This is a genomic window from Oceanobacillus timonensis, assembly GCF_900166635.1.
Lineage (GTDB): Bacteria > Bacillota > Bacilli > Bacillales > Amphibacillaceae > Oceanobacillus > Oceanobacillus timonensis.
Map to the genome: position 1 here is coordinate 3248651 of NZ_LT800497.1, position 14881 is coordinate 3263531.

At 38.9% G+C, this 14881-nt stretch carries 15 protein-coding genes; 3 read left to right on the top strand and 12 right to left on the bottom strand.

Going from position 1 to position 14881, the window contains the following annotated elements; genetic code table 11:
- Positions 1–107 precede the first annotated feature (107 nt).
- From B7E05_RS15885 to B7E05_RS15915, 7 genes are all read right to left on the bottom strand, one after another.
- A complete protein-coding gene (locus B7E05_RS15885) occupies positions 108–416 on the bottom strand; it encodes a YunC family protein (RefSeq protein WP_080875125.1) in 309 nt (102 codons plus the stop codon).
- Positions 417–498: 82 nt separating this feature from the next.
- Complete coding sequence (locus B7E05_RS15890) at positions 499–1893, bottom strand: bifunctional metallophosphatase/5'-nucleotidase (RefSeq protein WP_080875126.1); 1395 nt, start codon at positions 1891–1893, stop codon at positions 499–501.
- Positions 1894–1905: 12 nt separating this feature from the next.
- Positions 1906–2730 (bottom strand): sulfite exporter TauE/SafE family protein, encoded by an 825-nt coding sequence (locus B7E05_RS15895; protein WP_245833279.1) that lies wholly within the window; start codon positions 2728–2730, stop codon positions 1906–1908.
- Positions 2731–2882: 152 nt separating this feature from the next.
- Positions 2883–3941, bottom strand: a complete 1059-nt coding sequence (locus B7E05_RS15900) for an SPFH domain-containing protein (protein ID WP_080875127.1) — start codon at positions 3939–3941, stop codon at positions 2883–2885.
- Between the two features lie 36 nt (positions 3942–3977).
- Complete coding sequence (locus B7E05_RS15905) at positions 3978–4760, bottom strand: TPM domain-containing protein (RefSeq protein ID WP_080875128.1); 783 nt, start codon at positions 4758–4760, stop codon at positions 3978–3980.
- Positions 4757–5785 carry a TFIIB-type zinc ribbon-containing protein gene (locus tag B7E05_RS15910; RefSeq protein ID WP_080875129.1) on the bottom strand — a complete coding sequence of 343 codons (1029 nt, stop codon included), beginning with the start codon at positions 5783–5785 and terminating at the stop codon, positions 4757–4759. Before B7E05_RS15910 ends, B7E05_RS15905 begins: the two co-directional genes overlap by 4 nt.
- Before the next feature lie 11 nt (positions 5786–5796).
- Positions 5797–6306, bottom strand: a complete 510-nt coding sequence (locus B7E05_RS15915) for a hypothetical protein (protein WP_080875130.1) — start codon at positions 6304–6306, stop codon at positions 5797–5799.
- Positions 6307–6867: 561 nt separating this feature from the next.
- On the opposite strand from B7E05_RS15915, the gene B7E05_RS15920 reads away from it, so the two are divergent.
- The 3 genes from B7E05_RS15920 to B7E05_RS15930 all read left to right on the top strand — a co-directional run bounded on the left by B7E05_RS15920 (position 6868) and on the right by B7E05_RS15930 (position 9885).
- Complete coding sequence (locus B7E05_RS15920; RefSeq protein ID WP_080875131.1) at positions 6868–7818, top strand: C40 family peptidase; 951 nt, start codon at positions 6868–6870, stop codon at positions 7816–7818.
- A 357-nt stretch (positions 7819–8175) separates the two neighbouring features.
- Positions 8176–9141: a bile acid:sodium symporter family protein gene (locus B7E05_RS15925; RefSeq protein ID WP_080875132.1), complete on the top strand. Its 966-nt coding sequence runs from the start codon at positions 8176–8178 to the stop codon at positions 9139–9141.
- A 195-nt stretch (positions 9142–9336) separates the two neighbouring features.
- The gene (locus tag B7E05_RS15930; RefSeq protein WP_080876339.1) at positions 9337–9885 is read left to right on the top strand and encodes a GNAT family N-acetyltransferase; all 549 of its coding nucleotides are present in this window, start codon (positions 9337–9339) and stop codon (positions 9883–9885) included.
- Between the two features lie 66 nt (positions 9886–9951).
- On the opposite strand, the gene B7E05_RS15935 is transcribed toward B7E05_RS15930, so the two are convergent.
- From B7E05_RS15935 to B7E05_RS15955, 5 genes are all read right to left on the bottom strand, one after another.
- Positions 9952–10260 carry a hypothetical protein gene (locus tag B7E05_RS15935; protein ID WP_080875133.1) on the bottom strand — a complete coding sequence of 103 codons (309 nt, stop codon included), beginning with the start codon at positions 10258–10260 and terminating at the stop codon, positions 9952–9954.
- Between the two features lie 64 nt (positions 10261–10324).
- On the bottom strand, positions 10325–11029 hold the full coding sequence (locus tag B7E05_RS15940) for an ABC transporter permease (protein ID WP_080875134.1): 705 nt from the start codon (positions 11027–11029) through the stop codon (positions 10325–10327).
- A gap of 40 nt (positions 11030–11069) precedes the next feature.
- Complete coding sequence (locus tag B7E05_RS15945) at positions 11070–11912, bottom strand: ABC transporter ATP-binding protein (protein ID WP_080875135.1); 843 nt, start codon at positions 11910–11912, stop codon at positions 11070–11072.
- Between the two features lie 313 nt (positions 11913–12225).
- Positions 12226–12930 (bottom strand): metallophosphoesterase family protein, encoded by a 705-nt coding sequence (locus B7E05_RS15950; RefSeq protein WP_080875136.1) that lies wholly within the window; start codon positions 12928–12930, stop codon positions 12226–12228.
- A gap of 210 nt (positions 12931–13140) precedes the next feature.
- A complete protein-coding gene (locus B7E05_RS15955) occupies positions 13141–14838 on the bottom strand; it encodes an SLC13 family permease (RefSeq protein WP_080875137.1) in 1698 nt (565 codons plus the stop codon).
- Positions 14839–14881: the final 43 nt, after the last annotated feature.

A 14881-nucleotide genomic window follows, 5' to 3' on the forward strand; every position in this document is an offset into this window, starting at 1 on the left:
CGTCGAAATTCTTCTGCGTTAAAATTTTATACTTTCCTAACGTGTAAAAAACACTTCTTTCGTTCCATACAAAATAGTATGAACAAAAGAAGTGCCTTAAAGGACTATTATGATATTTTAAGCAATGCTTCTTTGCCTGTCATCCCAACTTCCCATCCATGTTCTTTGGATGCATCCGTTATTTTTTGCAACGGTGCTTGCAACAGCTGGTCAATGGAGCGTACTCCCATTGCCCGGCCAGCGATGACATTTCTTTCTTTCAACTTAGGTATTTCATTAAAAATATCCACATCAAGTGCTGCGCACATAATATACCCGACATCATTGCTAATGGTTAATAAGGTTGTTTGCGGCAACTCCACACTCACTGCTGTAAAAATAACGCCATCCACCTCAAGAGGTTCTACTGTAATCATAAAAAAAGCCCCCTCTGTTTTTCTCTCGTGATAAGTGTATGCAGAGGGAGAGCAGAACGTCACAGGTAAAGCCAGAAATATCTTAATGCTGTTTGACAGCATACGTCAGCAGGTCACGTAAAAATTCCGGGACAAAATACTGTTTTTTCGCAGAACGGGCAATTTCCGGCAGTAGCTGACCAAAGGTAAACGTATCCGCAGTGGCCACATAATATACCTTATCCGGGTGAATTGGATATCCGTCTTCTGTATAAACCTGCTTCACATATTCCCCTCCATTGCGATGAAAAGCAGTCTCCACTTGAATCCCTGAGAAAATCATTTTTCCTAAAATCTCTCCCCGGAAACCAAAACCTTTTAATTTCAATTCGGTGAAAGCAGGAGATAAGGCAGCTCTGACAGTTTCCACAATTTGATCTCCTCTTAAATCAACCAGAACAGGATTAATTGGATGTGGACAGATTCGGTGGATATCTCCTTTGGTAATAGGACCGGCCGGCAAAGAATGTAATAATACACCGGCATTCAGCATGGAAATATCTGCATTAGTCCACCTTCCCAGCACTTTCGTTAAAGACTGGATAATCGGTGTTTCTGCAAACCATTTCACCTCCAGAGGCTGATCCACATTCGCTACAACTTGATTCAAATAATGATTGGCCTGTTCCGATAACTGTTGTAAATGAGCCTCTGTTTCCAGATCCTTGGCGCTATCTTGCAAACGGATCGCATTTGCTTTTTTAAAAACAACTTTCTTCTTCTCATGATTCCAGACAAGCTCTACTTCACCAGCATAGTAACAGTGTTTCCCCGCTGCTGTTATCAAGGTCCGATTCACTGTTTCTCCTTCTTCTAACAGATGGTGTGTATGTCCGCCGATAATGACATCAATATCCGGATAGCGCCGGGAAATTTCCTGATCAACAGAAATTCCTAAATGGGAGAGCAGAACAATAACATCCGATTCTTTTTTTAATTCCTCTAAATAGCGGTCTATCATATCAAATTCATTTTCCACATGCCAATCAAGCAGCTCGTAAAAAGCATTAAATGGCGCTGTCAATCCAAAAAAACCTATCCGGACACCACTTTCTGTCGTTAATGAAAGCGTGCGTTTTAACCAAAATGGCGTAAATTGATCCCTGCTGAATAAATTACTGCAAACAACCTGGAAATCCGCTTCATCGTACAATTGATATAATTCTTGATGAGACAGTGTAATTCCTTCGTTATTTCCCAATGTGACAACATCATAACCTGCTTCGTTGAGTAACTCCACGTTTGCTAAACCGTCAGAGGCTTCTGTAACAGGATGCGAACGGTCAACATGATCCCCTATGTCCACCGTAAAATAAGCTTCTTTATTTTCTTCTCTTAATCCCCGTTTCTCTTTTAAAAAAGCCGCTACTCTTGGCCACTGTTCAAAATTACTATGCAAATCATTGGTATAGTAAAGATAAATTTTTTCTTCTGACATATTCCAACGCCCCTAACCGATTCCTTGTAAAATCATACGAATTCCCATGATAATTAATAAAATCCGCAAAAACAGCTCTAATAAGGAGCTGGAAATCTTTTGATTTATCAATGCACCAATCTTGCCGCCAATCCATGCACCCGGTATAAAGAAAAGGACATACGCCCATGCTACATTGCCCAGTATTACATGCGTGATACTTCCAAATAGGCTGACAAAAATAATCATAAACATCGATGTCGCCGTGGCGATATGGGCAGGAAATCCAAAAACAAGCAGCATTACTGGTACCATAATAGCGCCCCCGCCGATGCCAAAAAAGCCTGACAGCATCCCGACAAAGAAAGCAATCATAATAGCAGGTAGCGCCCGAATTTTATATGTATATATTTGCGTTCCTAATTTCGCTTGACGGGATCCTTTTTCTGATGTATCCACGCTTCTCGGCTGCATTCCTTTTAATTGACGATAAAAAAGAATTGCTGCAATCAATATAATTAAACTGCCGAAATAAATATAAAAGGTATTGGCTTGCACAAATTGATTCAGCCAAGCCCCGCACATACTACCCGGAATACTGCCAATCAAAAACAAAGCCCCAGCTTTATAGTCAATCCGTTCTGTTTTTGCAAAGGATAGTGCGGAGGAAATACCTGTAAAGCACATAACGAATAAAGACATTGCTACTACCGTTTGGGGAGTAATCCATTCAAAACCTTCGATATTTCCGTTTGCCAGAAAAAGCAATGGAATTAAAACAACTCCACCTCCTAAACCGGCCAGACTTCCAACAAAAGCGGCCAGCATAGCAACTGTAAAACAAATAAGAATAACCACTACCAACCTGTGCCCACCTTCTTTCTGTGTTTCTCTAAATTATCATATCATATTGTTGAAGAGATGAAAGGAAAGAGGCTTTTTCCTATTATGTAAAAAATAAGGATACCTCCTATTTGGATAGCACCCTTATTTTCTATCTAATATTGTATTTAGACCAGCTTATGTCCGCAATTTCCACAGAAATTCATTCCCTGTGTTTTACTGCCACAGTTCGGACAGAAATTGGGAATCGATCCGCCTTCGTTGCCCGAAGCGGGTTGTTGATTATCGTTCTGCTGATTTTGCTGCTGATTCTGATTCTGTTGTCCATTTTGATTTTGCTGTCCGCTTTGGTTAGACTGCTGTTGTTGATTCCCAGTATTTTGCTCGTTCGCACCGCTCATCATTTCTTTCGCCATATTCATTCCCATCATCATTCCGGCCATATCCGTTGCCGAATTACCGCCTTCTGAATTGCCGGAAGCAATCGCATCCGTCATAGCAACATCTTTATAGCGTCCCATATCGCCAATCATGCCATGTGACGCAGTTTTGGTAATCATATCTTGAATTTCTTTTGGATAATTAAAGCTCATAATTTGAAAACCAGTAATTTCAAAACCATCCTGATTGACCTGCATATCCAAATCTTCTTTGATTCCCTCACCGATTTCAAAGGAATTGGCCTGCAGATTAAACATATCCTTTCCTTCTTTTGTAATCCACTTCATTAATAACTGGTCTAAAATGGCAGTGATCCGCAGCCGGATGTCTTCTACCAGAAAACTGTCTCTTACGCCAGCAATGTTATCAATCAGCTTTACGTAATCTTTCACCGTGAATTGAAAAGTGCCATTTGCACGGATTGGGATGCCTCCAGGAAGTTGTTGGGACGGAATATTTATGGCATTTTTTGTTCCCCATTTCACGGTAAACTGTTTTGTATTTACAAACAGTACTTCTACACGCATCCCACTGTTAAATCCAAATTTAAATCCTTTTAACGTGGACAAGAAAGGAATAATATCCGATTCAATTTCATACTCGCCCTCTTCTTTAAAAACACCTTCTATTTTCCCTTGATTAAAAAAGATTGCATCCTGCCCGGGACGGATAATTAATTTACTTCCTTTTTTGATCTCGCTGTTATTCCATTTCCAGAAAATCATATCATCCCGGAATGACTCCCATTCGATAACATTTGCTAATTGCCCTCTAAAAAAACCCATCATGCTTTTCATCCTTTCTATATAACTTTCTGTAAGTTAAAATTTCCCACGCGCTCCAGAATGTGAATGACCTCCTCTTGTCATTCCACCTCCACCGCCACCGCGGCCACCTCCAGAGCTTTTTTGAATTTTCGTTTTCGTTACAGATTTGCGTAAATACCTGTCAGATTTACTTTTTACACGTGAATTATTTGCATCCAGATACGTACTGGCATTTGTTGTTACACGGCCGCCCATATTAAAAATCATTGATCCGACAATAATTGCTCCAATTATAACAGCTACTAATAAATGAAACCATGTCTGAAGTAAAAAACCATCTGGATTTACTAATGGGCTAACTCCCATATATTGATCTACTTTTTCAAAATATAATAAACTTGCATCATAATAATCATCTGCTGATAAATCTGGAATAATCTGGTCAACAATTTGTGCGCCCCGATCGTTATCTATATATTTTTCTCCTTCATAAAAACCAGCAACATATAAATCACGTTCTCCAGAACCTCCAGAAAAATCAAGACCTAAAATAACTGTATCTCCATGGTCTCCATCATATCCTGGGCCTTGGTCATCATAAAAATCACCAATATATGGTTCAATATCCTTCCTACTTGAATCATCCTTCGTCAAAATAAGAATATCAATCTCGTTTTCTTCACTATACTCCGCCGCTCGCTGCTCCAAATCTGCACGTTCATTTTCTGTAAATATGTCCGCATCATCATAAATATATTGCTTCTCTGCAAAAGCAGCAGGCATTATAAAGAAAGATATAAGTAAAAGAATACTAGCACTAATTAAATACTTTCTCATAAAATATCACCGCCCAGCATCACCGCGATTGCTTTCATCAAAATAAATGATCCGCCGGCAATGCTAGAAAACCATATTGCTGCCTTCGAATAGCTCAACGGCGGCTTGCCGACAATTTTTCCAGTCTGCCCATTCATCGCAAAAGTATGCTCCTGCTGATCAAAATCATAATATACCATCCAGACAGGCAAAAGAACATAATAGCTATTTGCTTTCTTCGTACGAATATTTTTCTGTTGATAGCTGACGGAACTGTAACCCCGGATGGTTGAAGCAATATACGTATCTAAAAAACCTTTCATCTTTGCCTTGACCCGATCAAATAATTCCTCATCCGTGTAATTATATTTTTCAGCTAAGTATCCTGCTAAATAAGGTGTTTTAAAGCTTTCCAGCTTGTTATAATCATAGGGCTCTAACTTATCCATCAGCTCATCATTCATTTTCTCCGACGCATCGACAGGAACTTTTAAATAGCTGACATCGATATCACGATAGACACGATAGTATTTGGTTTCTTTATAACGATAATCTCCGCGCCGATACGTACGCACCTTGGTTCCTGTTGCTTTAACATCGACATCGTTATCTAAATCATACATCCAAAACGGGACATACATTCCAGTGATATTTTTCACCCGATTGGCTGTCATAAAACCCTTTGGCGTTAAACGGCCATTTTTACACCATTTTTTAAATGCTTGCATCGCTTCCTCTTTACTAATGGTAAAAGGAATCACTTTAGCCGGAGCTAAATCCCCTGATAAACGATCAGCAAGAACTACCCCTGCTCCGCAAAAACTGCAAGATGTTGCGGTTGTATCTGCATCTGTCAAAACAATCGCCCCGCAATTTTCACAATGGTATTCTTTGGCTTCATCTTCTTCAAAGGATTGGGAGATATTCACGTCATCATACGTATCAATATGTTCCTCATGACCGCAACTGTCACAAGCCAAGTGTCCGGAACCACTATCAAACTCCATATCCGCTCCGCAGTTGGGACATTTATAATGTACTAGCATCCATCTTCACCTCATTTTTCTGACCGTAATTCAAGCAAAGCCTCTGCCTCAGCAAGCTCAAACTGGATCTTCTCTTCTTCTGCTGCAGTGTATTTCTCTATCTCTACTTTATTTTGTTTCGCCGATGCTTCTCTTTCCAGTGCATCCATCCGAGCAAAGGTTTCCGAAAAAGTCTGATTCATTCGATCATAACTTTGCTGAAAAGGAATGAACTGCGTTTCTAAATCATATTTTTGATTTTGTAATTTTTCAACTTCTATTTGTGCTGTTTCTTTTTGTTTTTGAAACCGGCTTTTTTCATGCGGCTGCGTAGTTTTTTCTTCATACCTAGCAAACTTTTCCGCAAGTCCTTGTTGCTCCAATAACTTTTCATCTATTCTTGTTATGTTTAATTGAATCGTATCTATTTTGGCTTGCATCTCCCGCATCATTTTATCCATTTCTTTTTTACGTTTTTGGAAGTTTTGTTTGCCCTGCTTCGTTTCCCGTTCAGATGAATCAAATCCTTTAAAAAAACGCATTCCCTATCATCCCTTCCTTGACTGCTTATATATTTGTACGATGAAACATCCTGAAAGGTTTCAATACCTCTTTTTGGAAGTATGCTATCGGAAAAAGACTCGTCACCTAAAAGGATACCTTATTTTCCCGTAGATTTCTAATTACTTTTTTAAAAATTGTGTTTTCTTTTACATTCTTGTAATAATTATGGCTTTTAGAAATGAAAATGAAATGAAAAATCCCCCAAACCTTCGAAAAATGTTGATATATGACACTTCGTGTATGTCGATTCATGTAATATATTTTAATAATTTGTTACCATCCTTTAAAAGTTTGGTTATTTTCCTGTGATGTCACTATGTTATGTTATACATAGTGAAAGTTTACAAGTTCAGTCGAGTATTTGCTGAACAAGTATTAAGGGTGTCGTGTTCGTATAATCTATCATTCCATTCAATTTGTACTCCCCATATAGTTAAAATGGTAGATTTACGGGCAACGGCACCATGGTGAAGTGAAATCTTCTACATAGGTTTCGTTTTTTCAAAACAATAAATTAAAATTCTTAAGGAGGAATTCTTTTGGCACCATCGAATCTTAGCGCAAAAAAATATGTTATTTCTACTGCATTTGCAACCACGCTTGCACTTACTCCAGTAGTAGCTTCCAGTGTCTTTGCAAATGCGGGTGAAGGATCAACAGAAGGAGATATCACCTACGAAGAAAGTAACCTCCCTGAAATACAAGAGGAACAATCTTCTGAGGAACAAACACCTTCAGCGTCTGTTAATTCTTCTCTTGTTCAGCAAGGTGACTCAGGAGAAGAAGTAGAAAACGTTCAAAGCAATCTGCAAAATCAAGGTTACGCTTCCAGTAATGTCGACGGTATTTTCGGAGACCTTACGGAGCAAGACGTAAGAGATTTCCAAGCTGATCAAGGGTTACAAGAAGACGGAATTGTTGGACCGGATACTTCCAGTGCATTAGGAGGTTCTGGTGAATCCAATTCTGATTCTGAAGAAGCGTCAGAACCAGAAACAAATGAGGATGAAGCAACAGAAGAAGAATCTCAAGATGATATTATTATTGAGGAAGTTTCCAACGATGGAGACGATGGCTCTGACGTAGGACCACAGTCAGGTTCAGTAAGCGGACAAGCTATCGCTGACGCAGCTGAAAGTGCATTAGGCATTCCATATCAATTTGGAGCATATACTCCAGGAGAATCAAATCCTTCTGCATTAGACAGCAGCGGATTAATCAACTATACTTTTGATCAAGTAGGCATTGATGTTTCCCGTACACACAGTGAAATGTGGGCAAATGACGGCGTACAAGTAGATTCTCCAAGTGTTGGCGATGTCGTTTTCTTTGAAGGAACGTATGATACTGCTGGTGCATCCCACAGCGGAATCTATATTGGTAATAACCAAATGATTCACGCAAGCAGCGGCAGCGGTGCAATGGTTGTAGCTGATATGAGCGTTGACTATTGGCAACAACACTATCTTGGAGCTAAATCTTTCAATTAATCATTGTAAAAAACAAGCGCAAATCATCGCGCTTGTTTTTTTATATCTACTTTTCTATCATTTTTGAAATACAAAATTTAATATAGACTTTTTATTTTTTTTGCGATATACTTGTCAACAATTTCTTAGAAGGGTTTCCGTAAAAGAGGATAACGATTGATTTTACATAGTGAATTTTCAGATTAATAAAATATTATATTTTTGTCATATCGTTTCTTCCCTGCCAGTTTGTTTATCCATATGAATAGATGACTAGCAGTCTATAAACAGACAGCTGCAAAAGCAAAAGGATATACCAAAACGAATTACGGAATCCTATTCTATTTTATATTAGCGTAAGGGAGTATTTTATAGAATATGAAAGCATTAATCCGTCTCAGTAATTTTTCGAATAAGTATTTTGCATTCATCACCATTTTAGTCGCTGTGGCCGCATTCTTTCTGCCAGATGGTTTTAATTGGTTAAATAACTATATGACTATTTTGCTTGGTATCGTCATGTTTGGAATGGGTCTCACTATGACACCAAACGATTTTAAACTGGTGTTAACCAAACCAGTGCCTGTCATTATTGGCGTTATTTTGCAATTTACCATCATGCCATTACTTGCATTTGGAATTGCAAAACTTTTGAATTTACCGCCTGCTCTAGCAGCTGGAATTATTTTAGTAGGTTCTGTTCCCGGTGGTACCGCATCGAATGTGATGGTATATCTCGCAAAAGGAAATGTTGCATTATCCATTACAATGACATCTGTATCCACCATGCTGGCACCGATAATGACACCGGTACTTTTGTATCTTCTAGCCGGGCAATGGATTCCAGTAGATCCGTTTGCGATGTTTTTATCCATCATTCAAGTAATTATTGTTCCTATCGTTTTAGGAATTATCTTTCAAAGATTTTTCCCAACAGCGGTTGGAAAAAGCATCGAAGTATTGCCGCTGATTTCGGTTATAGCTATTTCAGGTGTTGTGGCAGCCGTCGTTTCTGGAAATACAGAAAACATTGCATCTTCAGGGCTGCTCATTTTTGTTACGGTTCTCTTGCATAATTGGTCCGGGCTGCTTCTTGGCTTTTTAGTCGCTACCCTACTGCGGCTCAATGAAGAAACAAGAAGAGCGATATCCATCGAGGTCGGCATTCAAAATGCCGGATTAGGTACCACCTTAGCGAGCGCTCACTTTGCAGCACAGCCATTGACTGCTTTGCCTGGTGCCATCGCAGTTGTGATGCACGTAATCAGCGGTTCGATTCTTGCATCTATCTGGTCAAGAATACCGTTGAATAAAAGAAAATCAAATAAAAGAGATATTGCTTAATTCATAATTTTTCCAATCTTGTCTTTCATGCCATTTTTGTTATAATAAGCATCATGTTATTTAAAGGAGCTGATAAAATGAAACAGGTTATCCAGGTGATTGGAAAGTAGCATATATTATTTTTCCCTTTTCAATCATTTTTTCAGAAAAACGATAGGAACTAAAAATGAAATGAAGAGGAGATTTACTCAATTGATATATACAGATAATAACCTAACCATTCGACCAATCGAAGAAAACGACCTGCCTCGTCTGTGGGAACTAATTTTTAAAGAAGAGAAACCGGAATGGAAAAAATGGGATGCTCCTTATTTTCCACATCAGGCAAAATCATACGAAACCTTTTTATTAGAGCAAGCGCAGTGGGTAGCTTCTGAAAAACACCGTGTGATTGAAGTGGATGGCCATATTAGAGGTACTGTTTCTTATTATTGGGAACATGAGCCTTCCTACTGGCTGGAGATGGGCATTGTCTTGCATGAAGCGGGTTCATGGGGAAAAGGCATCGGCACCCGGGCTTTGAAATTATGGATGAATCACCTTTTTACTCAGTTACCGCTCGTTCGTCTCGGTTTAACGACTTGGTCCGGCAACAGGCGCATGATTCGAGTAGCAGAGAAGCTCGGTATGCAGATGGAAGCACGGATTCGCAAAGTCCGGTATTATAACGGAGAATACTATGACTCCATCCGTATGGGGATACTGCGTGAGGAATGGGAGCAGCAGCATTATAGTGTATCTTAATGTCAAAGACAGGTCTTGTTTTGAAGCAGACCTGTCTTTTTTCACTACATTAGATAGCAACGAATCTTATAAAACACCTTTTGTTACCTTCCCTAATACTTTATGAAGCAAGTTCAAACTAAAAAAGAGCACAATAATGACAATGACCGAAAATGCAGCATAGCGGAGAAAAGTAAACGGAATAAAGCTGACTAGCCAATTGCCAACATAATATATCAGTACAAATACAAAAGCAATCGTGATTAAATACGAAAGAATAACACCTATTATTTGCACATAATCAAGCTTTGAATACGTTTCTTTCAGTTCTTTTCTGTTTTTCCAAAAAACAGCGACCAATATAATACCACTTAAAACAGAAAGTACACCAGCCAAGAACCTCCACCTCTATTTCTATTATATCCACTAAATCATCGTTCACCCATCATACCAATATATATCAACGTCTTCTATTTGCCACGATAAGAAACAACAGCATAAGAATGCCAGTATAAATCGCAATCCATAAAAATGGAAAATAGGATAAACTGGACAAATTTTCTTCTTCCCATTGGAACAACGGCTGTTGCATAGCCGTTGCCGGCGGTATAATCCACGTGATATATCGAATAGATGCCGGTAAAGCATTCTCGATACCAATTGAAGCAATAGAAAGAATCATCGTCAGTGCCAAACCACCATAGGCATTGATAGCACTTTCCATCATTACTTTACTAAAAAAGGCGGCAATACAAATCCCGAGCATAGCTAAAAGAATATGATTCATAAACGATACGAAACCAACAGCGAAAGATACGGAATCAGAAAACAAATTAAAAATAATCGGGTAAAAAAATGCAAACACTGCCAATAACAATGCAATCAGCCAAACAGTGCATAATTTTGCTATGTAATACCGATAGCTGCTTCTCAAGTGTAAAATCATCAGCTGCCTTTGTACCTGTGCATCCTGGGACAAGACACTCATACATAACCAGGCGGATACCACAAACAAAAATAATGCCGTAATCGCATAACTATCGACAATTGGATTTGGCTTATATGTGTAAAAAACGACGATTAGCACAAAAAACGTGGAAATCGGCGGAAAATATTTATGGGAACGGATATAATCATGCAAGCTGTATGTAATAACTTCTTTCAAACAAACATCTCCTTCTATGTAAAACAACAACGTACATTCCTTATTCTTCATTCTTTTTTAAATCGATATTGCCGACGTACTCCACACTTCCCTGTAATGCAAGAATTCTGGTCAGAATCTGATTACTGTTTTCGGAGCGGACATATAACAATAAATGGTCTTCCCTCTTTACTGTATCCAGTATTTCCTTCCATTCCTGTACATCGGTAACGTTTAAACCCTTCACTTCAATCTGTTTGATCGTCTCTTTTTCTGTGAATGGTTCTTCTCTTAAATGTCTATCTTTGATGTAATAAGTTTGGTCAACCACTTTTTCAAAAATGGATGATTCATGATAGGTTAATAACGTGGTTGTCCCCTGCTCTTTTAACTCACTTAAAATGGAAACTAATTCCTGCTGCGCAGTAAAATCCAATCCGGATAAAGGTTCATCTAAAATCAATACATCTGGCCGGTGAAGGATAGCTTGAACAATACCTACCTTTTGGACATTTCCTTTAGATAATTCGTTTATTCGACGGTCACGCCATGTATCTAATTGGAACCGATGCAGTAATGATGAAATACGCTGTTTGAGCACAGCATCTGGAACACCGCTTATCTTCCCAATATAGTACAAATATTCGTCCGGAGTAAAACGAAGATATTTCGGAAACCGTTCTGGTACATAGCCTATCCGAATATTTTTATCCGTATATATGACCCGCCCTGCATTCGGCCGTTCGATTCCTGCCGCTATGCGCAAAAATGTACTTTTACCGCTGCCGTTTCCTCCTAATATAGCAATAATCTGTTTTTCCCTTATCTGTAATGAAATATCGTATAACACATTTTTCTTCCCATATGTTTTGTTGATATCCTTTAGCTCTACAAGTTGATCCATGTCATTCTCCTTATATCATTTGGTATATGCCAAATATATATCTAATCATCTGAAGCTATTCTATCATAGTCTCTCAACGAAATGATTCATTAATGTCTATATCCTAATATTATTTTTCACGTCATTAAACTTGGAGCCAGTAATCGTAATCGCGCCCTCAGGATGTGCCGCAGATATCGGCTGCGATTACGATTTTCTAGCATACATCATGCTGAATGGGACGAATCTATTTACTGCCAATGGTTCTGCGGTAAAAGCAAAGACTCCAAAAACAGGATGCTGTCATCATCTTTCTAAACCCGCCTTGAAGCCGTTACGTTAAAACATTGGCAATAAATTCGGTATTTGGATAATCGAAGCTGTTTAACTGTTCGATCACTTTTTCCGTATTATATTTCACCCTGACAATCGAACATTCATAGCTATTCTCTTTTATATCCACGATAGCATAAGAGGCCATATTCAGCCTGTAAAAAGGTAAACCGACACTGCCGGTATTGATAAGACACTTTCCATCTATATACCGAATATATGATTTATGGATATGCGCATAAATATGGATATCCGCTTCCCTCGCCATTAATTTCTCACTTAACACTTCATCACTTTCCGTTGGCTGCACTACTTCAAATAAGCTTTCCGGTGTGGCATGAAATGCATGTATACTCACTTTCCCAAATGCCAGATTTAATTCTTCCGGTAAATTTTTTAAATAATCCAGGTCTTCCTCAGCTAATTTTGCATAAGACCAGTCACATTCCTTGTTCATGATGGAATAAGCTTCATCTGGAACTTCTCCTGTACGTATACCGCGAACAACCCATTCATCTGCATTTCCCTTAATCACTTCTGTATTTGTTTCCCTTACTAAATCAAGTGCGCGTTTCGGTTCTGGTCCTCTAAAGCAGAGATCACCGAGAATATACGTTTTATCAATATTTCTTCCTTTGATATCTTGCAATACTGCATCAAGCGCTTCTGCATTGCCATGTATATCAGATACAAATGCCAGTCTCATGACTTTTCCTCCTTCTAAAAGAATGAAATGAATTTCAGTTCTCCTTTCATATTACCGTATACAAAAGATTTCAAACCCATTTGAACAATATTTGGATGCGAAGCTATTACTTCCTGTACACTTTTAATAGACCTACAACAATAATAAAGCTTGCCAGAAATGTAGAAGTTCCTGACAAGCTTTATTGTTTCTCCTTTGTAGCGTTATGAATCAATTCCCTTTCAAAAACACATCAGGAATCGTATTCAAATCGATTCCCCATACTACAGGGACAAGATAATAAACACATAGAACGATAACGATTGTTGCTACAATATTCACCCAGAATCCGGTTTTTATCATCTCGATAATCTTCAATTTTCCTGTACCAAAAATAATCGCATTAGGTGGTGTCCCGACCGGCAGCATAAAGGCACAGTTTGCTGCTAATGCACATGGAATCATCAGTGCAAATGGATGTATATTTAAAGCTACTGCCAATGCACCGACGACTGGCAGAATCATGGTCGCTGTTGCTGTATTAGACGTAATTTCTGTCAGCGCCATAATCATCAGGGTAGCAGCGGAGATAATGACGAATAAATGTAAGCCGTCTAAAACGGTCAACTGTTGTCCCAGCCAATCAGATAGACCTGTCTGTGTAAACCCTGCTGCAATCGCTAAACCGCCGCCAAACAGTAAAAGCACGCCCCAGGGGATATCACGAGAATCTTTCCAGGACAGGATACGTGTTTCTTTTTTACCCGGAATCGCAAATAATAATATTGCTGCAACTACGGCAATCATCCCGTCAGAAATTCCTGGAATAGTAACCATTACACCATCTTCTGTCCAGAAAAAATCCCTTGTAATCCACATAAATGCTGCAAATAGAAATACAACAGATACCATTTTCTCTTCATAACTTGTCTTGCCTAATTTGCTTCTTTCTTGTTGAATTAATTCTTTTCCGCCCGGCAATTGTTTTATTTCCGTTTTGAATGCAAGTTTATCTATATATATCCATGCGAAGAAAATCATGAATACCACAACCGGAACAGCGAATAGCATCCATGTTGCAAACGAAATATTTACACCGAATAACTCATCCAGCTGCCCTGCCAGAATAATATTTGGAGGGGTTCCAATCAATGTTCCCAGACCGCCAATTGTTCCAGCATATCCTATCCCAAAAATAAGCGACTTCTCAAACTTTGGCAATTCTTTTTCTTCCGGTTTTCCTTTTAAGACACTTGCTACTTGTGCCGTAATTGCCAGCCCCATCGGGATCATCATCATAACGGCAGCTGTATTGGAAACCCACATGGATAAGAATCCGGTTGCTACCATAAACCCTAATAAAATGCGTTGTATACTTGTTCCAATGACAGAAATGATAAAAAGGGCAATACGTTTATGTAAATTCCATTTTTCCATCGCTGTCGCAATAAAGAAACCGCCTAAAAATAGAAAGATAATATCATTTCCATAGGAAGAAGCTACGTCCTCCCCTTCCATTGCTCCAGTAATTGGCAAGAGAATTAGCGGTAACAAGGAGGTAGCAGGTATAGGCAGCGCCTCTGTAATCCACCACGTTGCAACCCACAGCGTAATAGCAAGTACAGCTTTTCCTTCTGTGGATAATCCTTCCGGCTGAAATAACAGCATCGTTAAAGCAAACAGTAATGGACCTAAGATAAAACCAATGATTTGCGCGCGGGAATAAGGTTTCTTTGGAGGCTCATTCCCGGAATTTTCAGGCTGTCCCTGTTCCTGGTTGGCATTATCCTTCACTGCCGTTTCTTGCCGCTTCTTTATATCTTCCTTTTTCGCAGCTTCCTTTTTATGTATGGCAAAAACATTTAATACACTTTTCGTACGTCTATGCTGTTTCCAAAGTTCCTGCCATGTCGACGTTAAATAGTTCATTCATTCCACTCCTTTTTATATTGAAAACGCTTCCCAAAAGTGG